This is a genomic window from Jannaschia sp. L-14R, assembly GCF_056857695.1.
On the sequence record NZ_JBSXNP010000010.1, the window covers coordinates 431,413 to 451,037 of the forward strand.

At 63.5% G+C, this 19,625-nt stretch carries 16 protein-coding genes; 5 read left to right on the forward strand and 11 right to left on the reverse strand.

Features of this window, described 5'->3' with window-relative positions:
* Positions 1 to 43 precede the first annotated feature (43 nt).
* Both AC13C2_RS10470 and AC13C2_RS10475 read left to right on the forward strand, forming a co-directional pair.
* Positions 44 to 466, forward strand: coding sequence for a hypothetical protein (locus tag AC13C2_RS10470; RefSeq protein ID WP_092761635.1), 423 nt, complete (start codon positions 44 to 46; stop codon positions 464 to 466).
* 41 nt (positions 467 to 507) lie between these two features.
* Positions 508 to 2,697 (forward strand): 3-hydroxyacyl-CoA dehydrogenase NAD-binding domain-containing protein, encoded by a 2,190-nt coding sequence (locus tag AC13C2_RS10475; RefSeq protein ID WP_482886771.1) that lies wholly within the window; start codon positions 508 to 510, stop codon positions 2,695 to 2,697.
* A 523-nt stretch (positions 2,698 to 3,220) separates the two neighbouring features.
* On the opposite strand, the gene AC13C2_RS10480 is transcribed toward AC13C2_RS10475, so the two are convergent.
* The 3 genes from AC13C2_RS10480 to AC13C2_RS10490 all read right to left on the reverse strand — a co-directional run bounded on the left by AC13C2_RS10480 (position 3,221) and on the right by AC13C2_RS10490 (position 5,460).
* Positions 3,221 to 3,793, reverse strand: coding sequence for a Hint domain-containing protein (locus AC13C2_RS10480; protein ID WP_482886772.1), 573 nt, complete (start codon positions 3,791 to 3,793; stop codon positions 3,221 to 3,223).
* A 123-nt stretch (positions 3,794 to 3,916) separates the two neighbouring features.
* Positions 3,917 to 4,567: a sulfotransferase family 2 domain-containing protein gene (locus AC13C2_RS10485; protein WP_482886773.1), complete on the reverse strand. Its 651-nt coding sequence runs from the start codon at positions 4,565 to 4,567 to the stop codon at positions 3,917 to 3,919.
* Positions 4,564 to 5,460 (reverse strand): DMT family transporter, encoded by an 897-nt coding sequence (locus AC13C2_RS10490; protein WP_482886774.1) that lies wholly within the window; start codon positions 5,458 to 5,460, stop codon positions 4,564 to 4,566. The genes AC13C2_RS10485 and AC13C2_RS10490 overlap by 4 nt, the downstream gene beginning before the upstream one ends.
* A gap of 80 nt (positions 5,461 to 5,540) precedes the next feature.
* On the opposite strand from AC13C2_RS10490, the gene AC13C2_RS10495 reads away from it, so the two are divergent.
* Together AC13C2_RS10495 and AC13C2_RS10500 are read left to right on the forward strand one after the other, a co-directional pair.
* Entirely contained in the window at positions 5,541 to 7,178 is a 1,638-nt protein-coding gene (locus AC13C2_RS10495) for an AMP-binding protein (protein WP_482886775.1), read from the forward strand.
* The gene (locus tag AC13C2_RS10500) at positions 7,175 to 8,164 is read left to right on the forward strand and encodes a M48 family metalloprotease (RefSeq protein WP_092761647.1); all 990 of its coding nucleotides are present in this window, start codon (positions 7,175 to 7,177) and stop codon (positions 8,162 to 8,164) included. Before AC13C2_RS10495 ends, AC13C2_RS10500 begins: the two co-directional genes overlap by 4 nt.
* 12 nt (positions 8,165 to 8,176) lie before the next feature.
* Here AC13C2_RS10500 and AC13C2_RS10505 read toward each other — a convergent pair whose 3' ends face one another.
* The gene (locus AC13C2_RS10505; protein ID WP_482886777.1) at positions 8,177 to 10,426 is read right to left on the reverse strand and encodes a glycosyltransferase family 2 protein; all 2,250 of its coding nucleotides are present in this window, start codon (positions 10,424 to 10,426) and stop codon (positions 8,177 to 8,179) included.
* Positions 10,423 to 11,490: a glycosyltransferase family 2 protein gene (locus tag AC13C2_RS10510; RefSeq protein ID WP_482886778.1), complete on the reverse strand. Its 1,068-nt coding sequence runs from the start codon at positions 11,488 to 11,490 to the stop codon at positions 10,423 to 10,425. The genes AC13C2_RS10505 and AC13C2_RS10510 overlap by 4 nt, the downstream gene beginning before the upstream one ends.
* 168 nt (positions 11,491 to 11,658) lie before the next feature.
* Here AC13C2_RS10510 and AC13C2_RS10515 point away from each other — a divergent pair, with 168 nt between their 5' ends.
* A complete protein-coding gene (locus AC13C2_RS10515) occupies positions 11,659 to 12,630 on the forward strand; it encodes a phosphoadenosine phosphosulfate reductase (protein WP_482886779.1) in 972 nt (323 codons plus the stop codon).
* A gap of 33 nt (positions 12,631 to 12,663) precedes the next feature.
* Here the strand turns inward: AC13C2_RS10515 and AC13C2_RS10520 are convergent, their stop codons facing one another.
* The 6 genes from AC13C2_RS10520 to AC13C2_RS10545 form a co-directional block, all read right to left on the reverse strand.
* Positions 12,664 to 13,083 (reverse strand): hypothetical protein, encoded by a 420-nt coding sequence (locus AC13C2_RS10520; RefSeq protein WP_092761655.1) that lies wholly within the window; start codon positions 13,081 to 13,083, stop codon positions 12,664 to 12,666.
* Positions 13,084 to 13,114: 31 nt separating this feature from the next.
* A complete protein-coding gene (locus tag AC13C2_RS10525) occupies positions 13,115 to 14,896 on the reverse strand; it encodes an SLC13 family permease (protein WP_092761657.1) in 1,782 nt (593 codons plus the stop codon).
* Positions 14,893 to 15,720, reverse strand: a complete 828-nt coding sequence (locus AC13C2_RS10530; protein WP_092761658.1) for a TIGR00282 family metallophosphoesterase — start codon at positions 15,718 to 15,720, stop codon at positions 14,893 to 14,895. Before AC13C2_RS10530 ends, AC13C2_RS10525 begins: the two co-directional genes overlap by 4 nt.
* 287 nt (positions 15,721 to 16,007) lie before the next feature.
* Entirely contained in the window at positions 16,008 to 17,171 is a 1,164-nt protein-coding gene (locus AC13C2_RS10535; RefSeq protein ID WP_092761660.1) for a carbohydrate ABC transporter permease, read from the reverse strand.
* A 2-nt stretch (positions 17,172 to 17,173) separates the two neighbouring features.
* Complete coding sequence (locus AC13C2_RS10540; RefSeq protein ID WP_424337895.1) at positions 17,174 to 18,193, reverse strand: carbohydrate ABC transporter permease; 1,020 nt, start codon at positions 18,191 to 18,193, stop codon at positions 17,174 to 17,176.
* A gap of 97 nt (positions 18,194 to 18,290) precedes the next feature.
* Positions 18,291 to 19,523, reverse strand: coding sequence for an ABC transporter substrate-binding protein (locus tag AC13C2_RS10545; protein WP_482886780.1), 1,233 nt, complete (start codon positions 19,521 to 19,523; stop codon positions 18,291 to 18,293).
* Between the last annotated feature and the right edge of the window lie 102 nt (positions 19,524 to 19,625).

Here is a 19,625-nt window from a genome sequence, read left to right on the forward strand (position 1 = left end):
CCAGCACCGCTGCCGCTCTGGACCCGAACTGGAAGAGATCCCGATGAAAGACGCCCTGACCATCTATCAATATCACCTCGACTCCGTATCTCAGCTTATCTGGGACCGCGATTTCGAAGGCGTTACGGCACTCATGACCTATCCGCATGAACTGGCGACCGCGCGCGGTGTCACGGTCGTCGATCGCCCCGAGACGATGGTCGACTGGGCGCGCGAGTTTCGCGCCCACCTCGATCAACTGGGCGCGACTTCGTATCACCGGGTCGCCGTCGCCGCCGCCATCAGCGGCGAGGACGAAAGCGAGATCAGTGGCTTTCACCGCGTCTATGTCCTGTCTGGTGCGACCCATCTGATCGACCCCTACATCAGTGAAGCCACCCTGAAACTCTGCGACGGGGTCTGGCTGGGCAGTGGTGTGCGCGCCGTCCTGCGCAGCACCCGATATCCGGTGGACGACGAAGCCTGACGTTCATCCCCACCTTTCCCCTTTACCGAAAAGAGACCGCCATGACCGATTTCACCCTGACCAAGGACGCCGACGGCATCGCTACCATCACATGGGACGTGGTGGGCAAATCGATGAACGTCCTCAGCCTCGAAGGCTGGGACGATCTGGATGGCTGTGTCACCGACGCGCTGGGCGACGACGCGGTGAAGGGCATCGTCATCACTTCCGGCAAGGACACGTTCGCCGGTGGCATGGATCTGAACGTCATCGCCAAGATGAAGGCAATGTCCGGCGACGATCCGGCGGCGGGCCTGATGGACGGCTTGATGAAATCCCACGCGATCCTGCGCAAGATCGAGCGGGCCAATCTGGACCCCAAGACCAATAAGGGGGGCAAGCCGGTTGCCTGCGTCCTTCCGGGCACAGCGCTCGGTATCGGGTTCGAGATCCCCCTTGCCTGCCACCGCATCTTCGCCGCCGACAACCCCAAGGCCAAGATCGGCCTGCCGGAAATCATGGTCGGGATCTTCCCCGGCATGGGCGGCACGACCCGTCTGGCGCGCAAGATGGGCGCGATGGCCGCTTCGCCATTCCTGCTGGAAGGCAAGCTCTCCGACCCGAAGAAGGCCAAATCGGCCGGTCTGATCGACGAAGTTTCCTCCGATCCGATGGCCGACGCCCGCGCCTGGGTCCTGTCGGCGACCGATGCCGATATCGTCAAACCGTGGGATGCCAAGGGTTACAAGATGCCCGGCGGCACGCCCTATCACCCGGCAGGCTTCATGACCTTCGTCGGAGCCAGCGCGATGGTGAATGGCAAGACCCAAGGTGCCTTTCCTGCCGCCAAGGCTCTTCTGTCGGCGGTGTACGAAGGTGCGCTGGTGCCCTTCGACACAGCGCTGAAGATCGAAGCACGCTGGTTCACCCACGTTCTGATGAACCCCTCGTCCGAGGCGATGATCCGCAGCCTGTTCATCAACAAGGAAGCACTGGAGAAAGGCGCGAACCGGCCCGATGCGCCCGATCAGAAGGTCTCCAAGCTGGGCGTCATCGGCGCGGGCATGATGGGCGCGGGCATCGCCTATGTTTCGGCGAACGCCGGTATCGAAGTCGTATTGATCGACCGCGAACAGGCCGCCGCCGACAAGGGAAAGTCCTATTCCGAAGGCATCCTCGATAAGGGCATCTCTCGTAAGAAGGTGACCGAAGACAAAAAGGCCGAGGTTCTGGGCCGCATCACTGCCACCACGGACCTGAAGGCACTCGAAGGGTGCGACCTGATCGTGGAAGCCGTCTTCGAAGACGTTGACGTCAAAGCCGATATGACAAAGGCGGTCGAAGCAATCGTGGGCAAGGATTGCATCTTCGCCACCAACACCTCCACCCTGCCGATTACCGAACTGGCCAAGGCCAGCGCCCGGCCCGATCAGTTCATCGGCATTCACTTCTTTTCGCCCGTCGACAAGATGCTGCTGGTCGAGATCATCAAGGGCAAGCAGACGGGTGACATCGCCGTGGCCAAGGCGCTCGATTTCGTGCGCCAGATCCGCAAGACCCCGATCGTGGTGAACGATGCACGGTTCTTCTATGCCAACCGCTGCATCATCCCTTATATCAACGAAGGAATCCGCATGGTCGCCGAAGGGGTTTCCCCGTCGCTGATCGAAAACGCGGCCAAGATGCTGGGCTTCCCGCTGGGGCCGCTGCAACTGGTGGACGAGACCTCCATCGATCTGGGCGTCAAGATCGCGGTCGCGACGCGGGCGGCAATGGGCGACGCCTATCCCGATGGCGCGGTGGACGAGGTTCTGTTTGCGTTCAAGGACGCGGGCCGTCTGGGTAAAAAGTCGAATGCGGGCTTCTACGACTACGACGACAAGGGCAAGCGGCAAGGCCTGTGGCAGGAGTTGGGCACGCGCTATCCGGAGGCCGGGGAGCAGCCCGACCTGCATGAGGTTCAGAACCGCCTGATGTTCGCGCAGGTACTGGAGGCGGTTCGCGCTCTGGAAGAAGGCGTACTGGAGGACATTCGCGAAGGCGACGTCGGTGCGATTTTGGGGTGGGGCTTTGCGCCGTGGTCCGGCGGACCGTTCAGCTGGCTCGACATTGTTGGCGCGGCCTGGGCTGCGGATACCTGCGATGCACTGACGGTCAAGTACGGCGACCGTTTCAAGACGCCTTCGATGCTGCGGCGGATGGCCGAAGACGGAACGGCGTTCTATGGCGACACCGCGCAGCAGGCGGCCTGAACGCGTGCATTCCGAACGTGCCGGGGGTTTCACACCCCCGGACCCCCGCGGGATATTTTCACCAAAAGGATGCCGGTTTTAGGTGGCTGTTAAGACTTGTGTGCTTTGATAATCGGGCGGTACAGGCGGGGACGCCGATGACCGTCCAAGGGGAAGCCCCGGCTTCTTCGATCCCCATGGGCAGCCAGTCAAGTCTACTGCTCATCGGGGGTCTTCCTCTTGGTCAAAATATCCCCGCCGGAGGCATCTTGCGAAGGCGAACAGGCCGCGCGGTCAGGCCTCGATTGTTTCCCAACGACCCATGTGTCCGTCCACGGTCCCGCCGTATTTCGCCTGTATGGTTAACCCCTAAGCCCCCCAACTGACTGGGATATGGGAACCGAAACCGACACCTGAAAAGCAACACCCGCGATCAACGCCTTGCTCGCCTGCGCCGTTACGGCGCAGGCGCTGGACCTTCCGTAGGGTTCCCCGGGTCTGACGTTCTCTTCCGGGCACCACGGACGCCGGAACGGACGCAGACCTAGCGCTTCATGACCGGTTCACCCACTGCGTGCATCGCCTGAAAGGCTGCCCGCACCAGGTCGCGGTCCAGTGTCGCGGCCTCTCCCGTGTCGACTTCGCAGGGCACGCCTTCGGCCTCGACCACCGCCGGGAGGCCAAAGGACAGGCCATGGTAGCGCAGGTCGGCAAGGGGCCGTTCGACGATCAGACCGCGCAGGCCGATCAGGTAGCGGACCGGTACAGACACTTCCGCGACGCCGCAGATCCGCGCCAGAGTCTCACCCGACAGCAGAATGCGCTGATCGGGCGACAGGCGCATGGGCCGACTGTTCCCCAGGCTGCCGACCGGAATGCGGACGGGCCAGGCCGACCTGTCGAACGTCCAGTCTGCGCGGGATTTCCGCATCTCGCCCAGACGCGCGATCCGCATCGGTCCGGCACGTGTGATGACGGTATCGCCGACAGCCAGCATCTCGATGCCGCACGGCCCGTCCGGCGTGGACAGCCGGGTGCCCGGCACGAACCGTGGGATGGTTTCGGGCGACCCGGCAATCGGAAAAGCGTCGTGACTGAATAATTTGACGTCTGACATGCGGGTTTCTTTCGTCCCTTGGGTGTTACGGCAGAAGATGTACTGGCAGACACCGATGCGACCCTGCCGCGCTTTGGCCGCCGCCGTGGCGAAACCTAGCGTCGCCTTGATGCCACGGCGAGTTTACGCCGGTTCACCCGGATCGAATGAGTAGGAAAAGGCCGAGATATCCTGCGCGCAGATATCCGCCACCCGGTTCTGTGTGGCATCGTCGTAATAGCCGCGCCAATCGCGTATCCGCACCGAACGGTTGGCCATCGGCAGCATCAGGTCGAAGCCAAGCAATGCGCTGAACGGGGCAAGGTCGGTGTCCAGATGCTCCAGCCGAAGAAAGATCGGATCGCGCCCCCCGGCGACGTAGCTGGCATAGGGATTGCGCCGGAATCCCTCGCCGACCTCCGCATCCATCACGAAGTCCGCAAAGCCGGACGTTTTTGCCCGCCCGACCGCCGGATGATCAAAGCTTTGTTCCTTGAGCCAGTGATAGTAGCTGACCATACGATCCCATGGATTGCGCACCAGCGTCACTGGCACCAGGGCGTCCAGAACGCTATCGGGGATCAAACCGCGCACGTCCCGCAACGTGGAATGTTTCCAGAGCCGCCCCGCCGTTTGCGCACCCTTCAACCTGCCCCGGCGACGCCGCGCTTTGGGTGTGTCCCCGATCAGGATGTCGTCGGCCATCGCCCGCGCCTCCAGCGCAAGTGCCATGGCGGTGCCGCCGGTCTTGGGGGCATGGACGAAGGCATATCCACGGCCCGGTGACAGGATCATGCAGGAACACCCCGCCCGCGCAAGGCGATCAGACTGCCCGCGGCTGCGATAAATAGAAGTCCGAGCATCGCCGGCACCGACAACACATCGCCCCAGACCAACAGGCCGAACAGCGCAGAAAACCCCAGAACGGAATATTCGAACACCGACACCAGGGACGCCTCGGCCAGTTGATAGCCCCGTGTCAGCAGGACCACGGCGATCAGGCTGCCGAGCGCCTGCACGATGCACCACCACAGGACCTCGGGCGTCGGCCAGACCCATCCGCGCGTCAGGAAATCGGCCCCCTCGCCCCCCGCGACCGCAATGCTGACGATACCCAAAAGACCCCAAAGCCCCAAGAAAGCAAACCCACCCAGTGTCAGGGTAAGTGCGTGTTCGTCCGGGCACCATTCGCGCGTGGCAATGGCCGCCATGGCATAGAACAGCCCCGCGGCCAGCGGCACGAATGCGGCAGGTGAAAGGGTCGATACATCCGGCGAAAGAACCATAAGAACACCAGCGAACCCCGTGAAGGCCGCGACGATCCGCACCGGCCCAATCCGCAACCGGAACAGCGCGACCGACAGGATCAGCACGAAGATCGGTGCGGAGAACAGGCCCGCCGCCGCCTGCGCCACGGGCAGGAACCCAAGGGCACCGAAATAGATGAGCAGACCCGTGGCATTGAATGCCGACCGGGCCAACACGCCCCTCCAGCTGACCACCTCCAGCCGTTTGCGAGAGATCGCCAGCCAGGCCAGCGCGATCGTCCAGATCATCACCGACCGCAGCAGATGGAACGTCCAGAGGCTGCTGTCGATGGCGATGACACGGATGAACTGGTCGATCAGCCCGATGATCGCCATCGCCGTCATGATATGTGCGGCCGCAATGAGGGGTCTGTTCTGCATCTCGTCTCTTGTCCTCGGCGGCCCTGTCTGCACACTATCGCGAGCCCGGGGGACAAGGGCAACGGCGCAGGGGGAAACGCATGGGCTGGCTCAGCGACGAGATGGGACTGGAGCGATGCGCGGCGAACCACGTCGCGCTGACGCCGCTGTCGCACCTGAACCGGGCCGCGCAGATCTGGCCGGGGCGCGAGGCGTTGGTTTACGGCGCGTACCGCTGGACCTATGCGCAATATCGCGACCGCGTGACCCGGCAGGCCGCGATGCTGGCCGCGCGTGGTATCCGCCCCGGTGACGTCGTGGCGACCCTTCTGCCAAATGTCCCCGCGCAGGTCGAAGCCAGCTTTGGCGTGCCTGCCTGCGGGGCCGTCCTGAACACGATCAATACGCGGCTGGATGTGGACACCGTTGCCTACATCCTGTCGCACGGTGGCGCGAAACTGATGCTGGTCGACACGCAATTCCTGTCGCTGGCCGAAGACGCCTGCGCCACGCTCGACACGCCGCCCCTGTTGATCGAGATCGCGGACGACGCTGCGGGTCACCCGGCATCCGGTCGTCATCCGGAATACGAGGATGAACTCGCCCGCGCTGACCCGGCATTTGACTGGATATTGCCGCAGAACGAGTGGGAAAGCATCGCGCTGAACTACACGTCGGGCACGACGGGGCGGCCAAAGGGCGTCGTCTACCATCATCGCGGCGCCTATCTGATGACCATGGGCACCGTGGTCAGTTGGCGCCTGACCCTCTATCCCCGTCTGCTGGTCGTCGTGCCGCTGTTCCATTGCAATGGCTGGTGTCACAGCTGGATGGTGCCGGTTCTGGGTGGGACCATCGTCTGTCTGCGTGACGTCACCGCACCTGCGATTTTCGACGCATTGGCGGACGAAGGCGTGACCCATTTCGGAGGCGCGCCCATTGTACTGAACGCGCTGGTGAATGCGCCCGACCGCCGGGATTTTACCCAGCATGTCGAAGTCTATACCGCCGGTGCCCCGCCCCCCGCCGCGACGCTGGCGCGGATGGAGTCGCTGGGTTTCAACGTCACCCATGTCTACGGCCTGACCGAAACCTACGGCCACGTCGTCGAGAACGTCTGGCAGCCTGGCGAGTGGGACGCACTGGACCCTGCCGCGAAGGCCGCGCTCAAATCGCGACAGGGGGTCGCTTATCCGATGATGGAACATGTCGATGTGCTGGACGACTCCGGCCGGCCTGTGCCAGCCGATGGCACGACTCAGGGTGAAATCGTGATCCGCGGCAACGCCGTGATGAAAGGCTATCTCAAGAACGCCGATGCCACGGCCGAAGCGTTTGCGGACGGCTGGTTCCATTCCGGCGATCTGGGCGTCAAACACCCCGACGGCTATGTGCAGATCCGCGACCGCGCCAAGGACATCATCATTTCAGGCGGCGAAAACGTCAGTTCGGTCGAGGTCGAAGGCGTGTTGATGCACCACGATGCCGTCTCGCTTTGCGCCGTGGTTGCCGCGGCCGACGATTACTGGGGCGAAGTGCCGCACGCCTTCGTCGAACTGCGCGACGGGGCGGACGTGACCGAGGCGGAGATCATCGCCCACGTCCGTGCACGCCTGGCTGGTTTCAAGACGCCCAAGGCGGTCACCTTCGGGCCATTGCCGAAGACCTCGACCGGCAAGATCCAGAAATACCTGTTGCGCGATCAGGTGCGCGCCGCCCCGGCAGGTCGCCCCGGATGACTGCAATCGACGGACTGGAACGGCTGGAATCCCCCGCGCTCTGGCGCCCCGGAGCGGGGCAGCAGCGGCGCGATGTCTACGTTGCCATCGGCAACGCCGAACTGGTCATTCAGGACAGTACCGGAGCGGCCTTGTCGCATTGGTCCCTGCCTGCACTAGTCCGTCGCAATCCGGGCGAGACGCCTGCCCTCTATGGGCCTGCCGCCGCCGATGACGAGGAACTCGAAATCGAGGAGACTGCGATGATCGCCGCCCTCGACCGGGTCATGGCCGCCGTCGAGAAAGGCCGCCAGCGACCGGGGGCGCTGCGGCGACTGATCCTCGGATTGGTCGCGGGCTTTCTGGTCGGGGTCGCGTTGATCTGGTTGCCAGATACGCTGCGACGTCAAGCCGAGAATTTCATGCCCGTCGCACAGCGGGCCGAAGTGGGCGACCGGATGCTGGGCGAACTAACCCTTCTGACCGGTGCACCCTGTGGCACGGCGATAGGAAACGAAGCCTTGTCCATCCTGCGACAGCGTATTCTGCCGACCACACCGATCCGGCTGACAGTACTGCGAGATCTGCCGCAACCGGCAATGGCCCTTCCCGGCGGAACAATTGCGATCTCGGACAGTATCCTGGTCACTCAGGACGACCCCGACGTCGCCGCCGGGCATATTCTGGCCGCCGCCATATCGGCCCGACAGCAGGCTCCCCTGTCCCGGTTCCTGAAACAGATGGGCTTCATCGACCTGCTGCGGCTTCTGATGAAGGGGCAGATCACCGACCGGGCGATCACCGAACATGTCGAGGGCTTGTTGCTCGCGCCCGAACGCAGCCTTTCGGTCGAGATACTGCGCCCGGGTTTCGACATGGCGCGCCTGGCATGGGGACCCTATGCCACGGCCGTGGGCCTGCCCCGTGGCGACGTCCCGCCATCGCGGATGCCCCCGGCGCTGGACGATCCAAGCTGGCAGGCGCTACGCGAAATCTGCAATGGCTAGCCTGTCACGCGTTCAATGCGCCGTCTCGTCCACATCTCCCACGGTGAAGAAGAAATCCCCGGCCACGTCGGCGTCCAAAACTTGGTCGGGCACGCAATCCGGCCCCGCCAGAAACACGTTCGCTCCGAAATGTCCGTGCATCCGGCTGAGCCGTTGCATCCGCCGCCCGGTGATCTCAGCATAGAATGCGGCGAAGGCATCGCCGTCCCGCAATTCCGCGATCCGCTTGCGGTGTGCCGCGACACAGGCCTCATGCTGCGCCGCCACGCCGGGCAGCGCTTTCAACGCCGCCATCTCCGCCTCCAGCGCGGGTAACATCCGTTGAATCGACCGATCCTGCTCCGCATTGTTGTTCATTCGAAACCAGTACCCAAGTCCCTGATCGCGCTCGACGTGATTCACGCGACCCCGGTCGCGTTTGACAAGAAAGCTTTCGGCATCCCGCACGGCATAGTGGTTCAGCGTCACCAGATCGTATCCATAGGTATCCAGCGACGACCTCCATCCGGTCCGCAGCATGTCCTTGGGCATCGGCTGTCCCGACCCGTTGACCCAGGAAATCTCTTCCCACAAGCCGGGTTTCAGGCCCTTGGGCCGATGCACCCCCATCTTGCGATAGATGCCGTTGTTGCGGAACAACGTCTTGAACCCCCAGGCCTGATGCGGTTTGCGGATCAGTTGCGGCGCACAGCGATCGAACCTTGCGGGCGTCGGCGCATCCTCGAAATCGTGCAGGTCCGAGTTGCCGAACAGACGCCATGTCATCGAAATCATGTTCGCGTCGCCGACCGCTGCATAGAGGTCGCGCAGATGGCCGTTCCCGGCATGAATGTTGATGAACTCGTCCACATCCATGCAGATCGCCCATCCGGCACGGGCCATGATCGGCTCTGCCTCGGCGGCCTCCAAGGCGGCATGCTGGGGCTTCATATCCGTTGCTCGGAACGGATTTTCGCGGTGCGCGACGATGCCCTGATCCTGTAACAGGTCCAGAAGCGTGTCGGTCCCGTCCGAGCAATCGTTCGTGTAGACAAGAAAATCGTCGACCCCGATCGCACGATGATAGGCGATCCATTCCAGAACGAACGGCCCTTCGTTCTTCATGCAGGTCACGATGGCCGTCCGACCGGGTACCGACGCCGCGACCCCGATGGCACCCGACCCTTCGGACACCGGCGGCAGGATCGGGTCGTGACCGAAACCATTGCGGGCCAGCGCCAGCAGATCGTCGTCCACCACCAGCCCGGCCTTGGGGGCCAGTGGCGTATCGGCGTCATTCTCGGGGGTCTTGGCCGCCATCGCACGATAGAAAAACGCCACATCGCGCGCACCCGGCTTCAGCCCGCCAATGCGCACCAGTCGAAACGGCGCATCCCTGGGCAAGCGCGCAGGTGCCGCGACCCAGCGCCGGTTGCCACCCGGATTGTCGAACTGGTCGCAGATATGATCGCCGAATGTCGCAGCCTGCCCCTTGCGCACGCGCCACGGATATATCCGCCGCCCGATCAGCGCGACCACGCCCAGATCGGACCCGTCGATCAGGTCGAAAGCGCGGCGCCCCGGCGGCGCGGGGGACAACATGTCCGACACGTCCAGAAAGGCCACCGCGCGCGCATCGGTCAGGAACCGCCAGCGCAACGCCTCCCAGACGATCATCGCCGCCATCGGTGCGGTCCACGGATCGGTTTCGGGTACCGCCATCCGGTCCTTGCCGGGCGCGTCCGGGGCCTGAAGCGGATGCCGTTCGCTGATCGCGTCATGGCCCAGGGGCACGGGACTGCTGACCACGACCACCCGTGTCAGACCCGCCACGGGCGCGGCCTCCAGCAACATGGCCAGCGCCGGTGCCAGCCCTTTTTCGCCCGGTCGCACCCGGTCGAGGATCAGCGCGGCATCAGCCCCCTGCGTCGCGACATGATGGCGCAGCCAGTCGCGCACCAGTTCAGGTGTCTCGCCATTGCGGGCCCCCATCAAGACGCGCGCGCCCGTGAATAATCCAGGCTCGGGTGCGGCAACGTCAATCCTGGCCGCGATCCCCCGCACCGGCAACGCGGCCCGGCCCTTGCCCGACCAGTCGCAGCGCACCATCAGCGACGAATTGACCGAAATCGCCTGTTGCGGCACCACCTTGCCCTGCCGCCCTATCCGGTTCGGATCGGTTCCGGCAGCGAAAAATACCCGCAGGCCCTCGGCATCGCCAATCGCGTCCAGCACGGTGACGCCTTCGATCACCTGCCCGTTCAAAACCCGCGTTTCGATCATCTGCCCGCCTCCTGCGCGCGGGCATAAAGGTCCAGAAGGCTGCGGCCAAGGGCGGGTGCGGGGGCGCGACTGCCCGCTGCCAGCACCAACCTGCCGCACAAACGCGCGCCGTCGCGCGTGGCCAGAATGCGCGAAAGCTCCGCGTCATGCCATGCTCGTGCCGCCGCCTCGGCCATTGCGACGCCAGGCATGTCGCGCAGGCGCGCTGTCTCCGCCATCATGGCAGGCAGTTGGGAAGCGATCATATTGCAGCGCGTCTCGTTGAAATTGCGTTCCACCCAATATTCCAGATCGACCGGCTTGCCGACGTGGTTCGGCAGGCCCCTGTCCCGCTTGACCAGAAATTCATGAACGGACCGTGTAGAATAATGGTTCAGCTGTGCAATACGCCCGTCCGGCACCTGCCCGCCGCGCCACAGCAGGATGCGTTTCGCGGCCTGCGCAAGTGCGTCGTTCCGCGCGCCGGTATCGTCATACAGGACCGGGGGCGCGGACTGGCGCGGGCGGTGGATGCCGAAACCGGTGAACGGGCCGTCACGCCGGAACAGCGTCTTGAAGAACGACGCCAGCGCCGGATAGGCCACGCCCGCGGGGGCGGCGCGGTCGAACCGCTCCGGTGTGCTGCCCTGCCCCGGCTCCAGCCGTCCGGCACAGCCGAATAACCGCCACGGCAGCACGATGGCCTGTGCGTCGGGCATTCGGGCGACAAGGTCCGGCAAGGTCGCGGGCCCGTCCAGCGCAATGAATTCATCCGGGTCCAGATGCGCCAGCCAATCCGCGTCGCGGCAGGCCGGATGATCCCATGCCGCGGCCATAGCGCGCCACTGCGGCGCAGGGTTCGACCCTAGAATGTCGCCCTGCGGCATATGAACCACCCCTGCGGGTGCCAGTGCATCCAGCAACGCGCCGGTCCCGTCGCGGCAATCGTTTGTGAAGGCGAGGATTTGCCCGACACCCAAAGCCCGCAGGTGGGCGATCCATTCAACCGCGAACGGTCCTTCATCGCGCAGGCAAGTGACAACGGTAATCGTCGGTAGGGGGTGTTGGATCGGGGATTCGGTCATGTTGCTCCTGACGGGTAAATCCGCGACAGGCGGCTTCATCATTGCCGATACGGCGACAATGCGGCAGGAATATCAAGCAAAGGGGACGTTTTTTGGCCTGAAACTGCGGGGTTTTCGCGTTACGATATACTCCTGACCCGCGACCCGAGGATTCTCATGTCCAGACCCATGCCCCAGTTGATGACCCGCGCCGCCCATCGCGCCGCGCTGACGCAGGCGGCAGGAGACGTCGGGTATCTGCGACAGATCGGTGACGAGCATCTGGCGCTGCACCGGCCCGGCGGCGACACTCTTTTGGTGACGTTCGAATGTCTGGACTCCACTCGGGCGCGCGACGGCGGCCTGCCGCTCAGCAGCGGATTGTCGCGCAAACGGGGCTGGGCCACCCTCGATATCATGGCCGAGGGGCGGACCTGGTTCCGCGACGACGATCTGCACGACTTCTTCGACGGCCTGACCGACGATGGCTTCTTCGACGACTACGACACCGTAGTCTTCGCGGGCGGCGGCATGGGAGCCTACGGTGCCGCGGCGCACAGCGTGGCAGCCCCCGGTTCGATCGTCTTTCTGATGCAGCCCTATGCCACACTCGCCCGCGATATCGCGCCCTGGGAACGCCGGTTCCGCAACGCTTGGTCGCTGCCTTTCGGCCCGCGCTACGGCAATGCCGCGCGGATGATCGACGGGGCGGCGCGGGTCTATCTGATCACGGACCCGACCGAGTCTGCGGATGCGATGCACGCCAGCCTGTTCCAGGCCGGCCACGTCATGCGCCTGCCCGCGACCCATGCAGGCACGGACATTCAGGCCCGGATCGAAGGGATCGGCATCCTCAATCGCCTGATCGCCGGGGCCGTCAACGACACGCTGACCCCGCTGCGGTTCGCCCAGCTCTGGCGCGGACGTCGGCAGGACCCGGTCTGGCTGACGGGTCTGATGCGCAAGATCGATCGCCTGGATCGTCCGTGGCTTGCGGCGCTGATCACAGGATACATGGTTCGCAAGGGGGCGGGTCGAATTGCCCGCCGCCGCCTGAACGCGGCGCTGTCGCAACTGGCCGCCGAGGGTCGCACGGCCCCCGGTAATCTGGAACCGGCCCCCCGGCCCGATCATGCCCGGACCTTACTGGCGGGAGAGTAGCGCGGGCGGGCACATGGCCCCCCGCCTCTTGCGTCAGCCTTGAGTTTCAAACCGTACGTTGCTGCCCAGCGGCGCGGCGAACAGACGGCGTACACCATCCACGTCAACTACCAGTATTTCCGCGCGCGGCCCGGTGCCCGCAGCGGGGACCTCGATCTGGAATCGCTGCGGCACGCTGCCTTGCTTGAACATCACCGTATATGGCAGCGCATAACCGCAATCGGCAGTCACGCCCGACCAACCGCCCGGCGTCCCCTCGGGGCGGGTTCCGGTGCAGCGCGCTCCATCCGACAACCGGATCGTGACTTCGCCGGGCGTTGCTGCGGCCGAGACGACCCGCACCTCACCCGGAGGCACGATCACATCGGATTGCGGCACATCCCCGCCAGTCGCGGTAGCAAGGGTTTGGCACGCCCCGAGGACGAGCGGCAGAAAAATCAGGATAGAGCGCATTTAGGCCTCCCAGGCAGTTCCAGATGATCGTTCAAAGCGGCCAGATCAGAGGGATCAGCGCAGACGAGACGAGAGCGACAATGACATTCAAGCCGATTCCCACCCGTGCGAAATCGGTAAACCTATATCCGCCCGGACCATAGACCAGCATGTTCGTCTGATAGCCAATGGGTGTCGAAAAGGCACAACTCGCCCCCACCATCACTGCCACCACCAGTCCGCGCGGGTCTACGCCAAGGGTCTGCCCCAAGGCTATGGCAATCGGCGTGACCACCACGGCCACGGCATTGTTACTGACCAGTTCGGTCAGGGTCGAGGTCAGCGCGAACACCGCCAGTACCAGAAGCGGCCCCGGCAATCCCTGCAAATACGGTGCGACCGCGTTAACGATCATCTCGACCGCACCCGAAGATTCCAGCGCCGCGCCCACGGCCAGCATTGCGAAGATCATCGCCAGCAACCGGCCGTCGACGAAACCGAACGCCTCGTCCGCGTCTACGCTGCGCGTCAACAGAACGATCACCGCACCCAGCACTGCAAGTGCCAGGATCGGCGCAAGGTCCATTGCCGACAACACAACGATGCCCGCGACCACGACCACCGGGATCCAGCTGCGCTCGCGGCGGAATGCCTGCTCTCGCGGTGCGCTGACTTCGACAAGATGCATGTCCAGAGCCAGCCTGTGAATATCGTCGCCCGCGCCTTCCAGAAGCAGGGTGTCACCCACCTGCACGACGATATCGTCCAGTTGCCCCGATATATTCCGGTCCCGCCGGTGCAGAGCCAACGGATAGACCCCGTACCTTCGCCGCAACCGCAGGTTACCCAGCCGTCGACCGACCATTCTTGCATCCGGGGTAATCAGAACCTCGACCGTCGTGGTCTCGACCGCGCCCACCTGATCCAGTCGCTTCAGGTCGGGATTGCGCTGCAAGGTCAGCAATTCCGCGATCTCGGTGCGAAGGATCACGCGGTCGCCGGTCTGAAGCGTCACGGCGCTCAGGTTGCGGCGCAACGACGCATCGCCCCTCACCACGTCGACCAGTCGCACACCATCGCGTTTGAAAAGTTGCACGTCTGTCGCCTCGCGCCCGATCAGGTTCGAATCAAGCGGGATAATCGCCTCGGCAAAGAATTTCGCGGCCTTGCGCGATCCGCCCAGCATGGCCGCCATCGACGTCCGCTCGGGCAAGAGGTGCCGACCGATGAAATACAGGTATGCCATGCCCACCAACGCCACAGGAATGGCCAGCGGCGAGACTTCGAAGATGGTGAACGGCTCCATTCCCCGCGCCCGCGCCACCCCGTCTACCAACAGATTGGTCGACGTCCCGATCAGGGTGATCGTGCCGCCCAGGATCGACGCATAGCTGAGCGGGATCAGCAACTTCGACGGTGCCAGCTTCATCGCGCCCGCCAGTTGCACGAACACCGGAATCATCACGACCACGACGGGCGTATTCGCCACGAAAGCCGAGGCGACAAGAACGAAGGCCAGCAACATGCCGATGGCCAGCCGGGGCCGGGTGCCGACCTGCGCCTCGGCAAAGCGCGTAAACCAGTCCAGCGCGCCGGTCCGCACCAGCGCGCCCATCAACAGGAACATCGCCGCGATAGTCCAGGGTGCCGGATTGGACAAAACCGCAACGCCCGCCTCGTAGGGCAATATCCCCGTCGCCAGCAGGATTGCCGCGCCGCCCATCGCCACCACTTCGGTCGGATAGACCTCACGGATGAACAGACCCAGCATCACCGCGAGAACGCCCAATGTAATCCAGGCTTCGGCGGGTTGCGACAGGTCGAGCCAGCTCATACCGCGGGCCCTGTGGCTGGACCGCTCTGCGACAGGCGCCCGCCCTGCCGCACCTGCACGACCTCGCGTGCCAATCCGGTGGCGTCATCGGTTTCGACGAACAGTCCGCACAGCGTCGCCTCGCCGTTCGCAGGTTCGAACCTGTCCCTGGTCATGCCGGTGATGAACCGCCGCAGCGGCTCGGTCTTTTCCATCCCGATCACACTGTCATAATCGCCGCACATCCCTGCATCCGATTGAAACGCCGTTCCGCGCGGCAGGATGCAGGCGTCTGCGGTGGGAATATGGGTGTGGGTGCCCACCACGATGCTGGCGCGCCCGTCGCAGAAATGGCCCATCGCCATCTTCTCGGACGTCGCCTCGCAATGCACGTCGACCAGCGTGGCATTGACGGCGCGGCCCAGCGGATGCGCCTTCAAAACAGGCTCGATCGCCGAAAACGGATCGTCATAGGTCCGCGACATGAACACCTGCCCCAGCACCTGCGCGACCAGCAGCTTGCGGCCCCCGATGTCGAACACCCGCCAGCCCTTGCCGGGTGCGGATTTGGCGAAGTTGATCGGGCGCAGGATGCGGGCGTCCTGTTCGACGGCCTGCATCATGTCCTTCTGGTCGAAGGCATGGTCGCCCAGCGTGACGATATCCGCCCCCGCATCAAACAGACCCCTGGCCTGACTGGCGTTCAGACCCCGCCCCGATGAGGCGTTCTCGCCGTTCACAACAACTGCATCCAGTCGCCAATCGGTGCGCAAACCGGGAAGGCGTTCGGTGATGGCAGTGCGACCGGTACGTCCCATGACGTCGCCAAGGAAAAGAATACGCATGGCGCCGGGTTACGCGTCCGCGCAAGGAGTTGAAAGTGCTTTTGCTAAAGACGGCACCGATCCTTCGCGAAAGGGTCGGCATCGGCTGAATTCGTCGAAGAAGGCATGGCACGACTTTTCCTGGGAAAACCATCGGACAGCCCATGTATGTTCGCATGACGGAAGACGTGGGGTTCCAGGCTGAGTGTTTTGCGGACCGGGAAGGCTTCAGTCACGCAGCAGCCCGCTCGTTCGCGCCGTGCAACGCTTCATCGGAGTGTCGCGTCCGGATTATGATGAACCGGCGTTCATCCCTTCACGGCCCCCGCCGTCAGGCCCGATACGATCTGCCGCTGGAAGATCATCACCAGCAGGAACAGCGGTGCCGTGATGCTGACCGCCGCGGCCACCGCCTCGACCTGATCGGTGGTCGTCGTCTCGCGGTTGAAATACCCGGCGATTGCCGGAACCATCGTCTGGTTCGACGCATCCAGCAGCAGCGACGTCACGAGGAAATCGTTGTAGGCCAACAGGAAACTGAACAGACCCGTCGTAATCACTCCCGGCCACATCACCGGCATGATGACCCAGCGAAAGGCCTGAAAATGTGTGCAGCCATCGACGCGCGCGCTTTCATCCAGATCGACCGGGATGTTCTGGAAAAAACTGCGCAGCATCCAGATCGTGAAGGGTTGGTTTATCGACACCAGCACCGCGATCACCGCCAGCGGCTGACCGTAGAGCGTCGGTGCATTCTCCCCCAGGACGGGCCGGAGAATTTCGGCCGAGTTGATAAACACCGGCAGGTATCCGGCAACCAGAACCGAATGGGGCAAGGCTCTGAAAATCAAAGCGATAATCAAAATCCAGAATGCGAATGTCGACCCTGACCGGGCCAGCCCATACCCTGCCAATGTCCCCACCGTCAGCGACACTGTGACCACCCCGAATGTCACGATCATTGAGTTGCGGAAGTTTTCGTAGAATGCGTTTTCGACCCAGACGGCGCGGTAATGTTCCGCAGTCAGCCCCAGCACCGGTCTGCCCAGCGGCCCGAGAAGCGCATTCAGCGGCCCAGAGATCCAGGGCACGATGAAGAAGAACCCGATGATGAACAGGACCGCGAACCCCAGTGCGATTACCGCCCAACTGAAGATGCGCTGCACGGTCCCCTCGCCCGCCGCCATCGGCATCAGCCATTTCGTCGCTGCCCTGATCGACAGCCATGCCACCGTAAGGCCCAGCAGGATATCGACGATGGACAGCCCCTTGCCATCGGCCAGCGTCCGAGGGCCCACAAGAACGTTGATTGCCGAGGAGGAGAAGGCATCGACAGGCGATTTGAACGACATCGCCACAATCCAGAACAGCGGAAAGGCTGCCAGTGACAGCCATGCCAGCAGGAACAGGTTTGACGCCAGTTTCAGCGATAATGGCTGCCGCAGGGCGCGTGGAACGGATGCGTCGGACATTTCTATGCCCCTCTGTGGTCGCGCCAGGTGCGGCGCAGCGGCGCGGCCAGCAATACAACGACCCCGATCATCGTCAGCATCGCCGATGCGCTGGCCGACGAGATCTGACGGTTTCCCGCGTCGTCCGGCGTCAGGTAATCATAGGTCAGGTATTGCAGCGTGATCCGGTACGATTCGGACGAAAACCCGATGACCTCCTCGAAGGCGCGATAGGCGTCCATCAGGTGGATCAGCGTGATGAACACGATCAGCGGCATAAGGTGCGGGATCACGACGTATCGCAGTCTTTCCCACCGAGACGCGCCGTCGATGATCGCCGATTCCAGCGTGTCCTGATTGACCGTTTGCAGGCCCGCGTAGAAGATCACGAAGGCGAAGGGCGCAACGTGCCAGACGCGATAGAACATCATCAGGAATTCGATCGCCCAGCCATTTGCGGCGACCGAAAGGTTGGTGTCGAACAGCGCCTCCAGCCACACCGTCACGATCCCGTCGCCATAGAACAGCCAGCGGATCGACAGCGCGCCGATGACCGGTGTTATGATGAACGGCAGCAGCGAAATGAAGATCACCGGTCCTTTCACTGCCGTGGCGGCGTTGTTGACCACGACCGCGATGGCCAGCCCCAGTCCAAGGACCAATGGCAGCGTGACAAGCGTGAAGGTCAGCGTGAACCGCAGCGCCTTCCAGAAGTCGATCTGCAAGACCGCGCCAAGGTCGAAGTCGGACAGGGCGCGGGTCAGACGTTCGCCGCCCAGGACATTGGCATAGGATGAAAAGCCGACCCACCGCGTGGTCGTGACCGTCTTGCCGTCACCGTCCAGAACCGGGATCGTCTTGATCTCGGTCGTGCAGGTCTGGGTGATGAAACCGGGGGTGCAGGTTTCGGTCTCGACGACCTGGAACACCGGCTGCGTCACCTGGAAGGAATTCAGCAAAACCGTCACCAACGGGAACGCGATGAACATCAGCATCATGACGACCGACGGTCCGACGAACATGGCGAAGGTGCGGAACTTCATGGCGCGGTCCCCGGAGCTGGTGGAACGGGACGTGTGGACGTGTCCTCAGGGGCGGCCGGAGGCGCAATGCGGATTGTGCGCCCCCGGCGGGGTCCGATCATTCCAGCAGACCGGCTTCTTTGGCTTGGCTGATGTAATCCTCTTCGACGGCGGCCAGCGTCTCCTCGGCGGTCATGTTGCCGGTGAAGAAGCCATCCAGCTTGTTGCCGAGGGCCGTGTGCATCAGGCCCATCTGGCTGGTCGAGGGATAGCTGATGGGCGCGGGCGTGGCCGTCGCCGTGGCGATCGCACCCGACGCCATGTCACCCGGCGTATAGCCTGAAATCAGCCATATCGCGTCTTCGTTCGCACCCTGCACCATCTCGCTGTCGAGGCCCTCCATTGCGACGCGGAAGGCCGCGTCGGCAGTCGCATCGTCGATATTCTTGGCGATCACGATGCCGTCCCACCAAAGCGTCGTTGCAGGTGGCCCGCCCTCGACCGCGATGGGCGCGGCAGCCGATCCGACCTTGCCGACGACCTGGCTTTCTGCCGGGTCGTCCATGGCGCCGCCGCGCGACCCCCAGAGGTTTGCCATGGCGATCTTGCCCTGCTGGAATTGCTGCTGGACGTAGGTGGAATCCGAGACGAGATACTCCGGGTCCATGTATGCAGTCAGCTTTTTCATCATCTCCACAGCCTTGATCCCGGCTTCGGAATTCACCGCGGGCGTGCTGTCTTCGTTATAGAAGGTGCCGCCATAACCAAGGAACATGTTGTTGAAATCCTGCGCGATGTTCCAGCCAGAGGCCATGGTGGCCCCCAGCGGATAATCGACGACCCCGGCGTCCTGAATGGTCTGTGCAGCGACAAGCACCTCGTCATAGGTTCTGGGGACGTCCAACCCCAGATCCTCGAAGATATCCTTGCGATACATAAGGTGCTGCGTATTCACCATCATGGCGATGGCGATCACCTCGCCGTTGACCCGGATCAGCTGGTTGGGACTTAAGTTTTCACCATATTTCGCAACCAGATCGTCCAGTGGTCGGATCGTGCCTTCATTCAGAAGCGGCGTGACAGTGCCATTCGAAACGCCACCGATCGCATAGAGCGAGGGGTTGGCGGCAAAGGCGGCAGGCTGCTTGGTGCGGAACTCCTGATCCAGCTCGGCTGATACGTTGCCGCACTCCGCCATGGCGTCGGTCACGGCCTTCCATGCCTCGAAACCCGCGCTCAGCGTCTTGATTTCAACATCGTTCTCAAACGAACAGGCGGCCACGGCGGTGGTTGTCATCACCGTGGCCGAAAGCGCGAAGGCGCCCGCAAGGGCAAGGTTCTTGATCAGCATCGGTATCTCCCCATCGGTTTGCTATGCGTGTCGTGTGCCCGGTTTTCCGGTGCGGCCGCCCTGTTCCTCCCTCTCGGGTCATCAAGACGACTTTGGCTGCGA

Bases quoted from the DNA above. Each gene is read 5' to 3' on its own strand.
- AC13C2_RS10470 (WP_092761635.1), top strand. From the start codon at position 44: ATGAAAGACGCCCTGACCATCTATCAATATCACCTCGACTCCGTATCT.
- AC13C2_RS10475 (WP_482886771.1), top strand. From the start codon at position 508: ATGACCGATTTCACCCTGACCAAGGACGCCGACGGCATCGCTACCATC.
- AC13C2_RS10480 (WP_482886772.1), bottom strand. From the start codon at position 3,793: ATGTCAGACGTCAAATTATTCAGTCACGACGCTTTTCCGATTGCCGGG.
- AC13C2_RS10485 (WP_482886773.1), bottom strand. From the start codon at position 4,567: ATGATCCTGTCACCGGGCCGTGGATATGCCTTCGTCCATGCCCCCAAG.
- AC13C2_RS10490 (WP_482886774.1), bottom strand. From the start codon at position 5,460: ATGCAGAACAGACCCCTCATTGCGGCCGCACATATCATGACGGCGATG.
- AC13C2_RS10495 (WP_482886775.1), top strand. From the start codon at position 5,541: ATGGGCTGGCTCAGCGACGAGATGGGACTGGAGCGATGCGCGGCGAAC.
- AC13C2_RS10500 (WP_092761647.1), top strand. From the start codon at position 7,175: ATGACTGCAATCGACGGACTGGAACGGCTGGAATCCCCCGCGCTCTGG.
- AC13C2_RS10505 (WP_482886777.1), bottom strand. From the start codon at position 10,426: ATGATCGAAACGCGGGTTTTGAACGGGCAGGTGATCGAAGGCGTCACC.
- AC13C2_RS10510 (WP_482886778.1), bottom strand. From the start codon at position 11,490: ATGACCGAATCCCCGATCCAACACCCCCTACCGACGATTACCGTTGTC.
- AC13C2_RS10515 (WP_482886779.1), top strand. From the start codon at position 11,659: ATGCCCCAGTTGATGACCCGCGCCGCCCATCGCGCCGCGCTGACGCAG.
- AC13C2_RS10520 (WP_092761655.1), bottom strand. From the start codon at position 13,083: ATGCGCTCTATCCTGATTTTTCTGCCGCTCGTCCTCGGGGCGTGCCAA.
- AC13C2_RS10525 (WP_092761657.1), bottom strand. From the start codon at position 14,896: ATGAGCTGGCTCGACCTGTCGCAACCCGCCGAAGCCTGGATTACATTG.
- AC13C2_RS10530 (WP_092761658.1), bottom strand. From the start codon at position 15,720: ATGCGTATTCTTTTCCTTGGCGACGTCATGGGACGTACCGGTCGCACT.
- AC13C2_RS10535 (WP_092761660.1), bottom strand. From the start codon at position 17,171: ATGTCCGACGCATCCGTTCCACGCGCCCTGCGGCAGCCATTATCGCTG.
- AC13C2_RS10540 (WP_424337895.1), bottom strand. From the start codon at position 18,193: ATGAAGTTCCGCACCTTCGCCATGTTCGTCGGACCGTCGGTCGTCATG.
- AC13C2_RS10545 (WP_482886780.1), bottom strand. From the start codon at position 19,523: ATGCTGATCAAGAACCTTGCCCTTGCGGGCGCCTTCGCGCTTTCGGCC.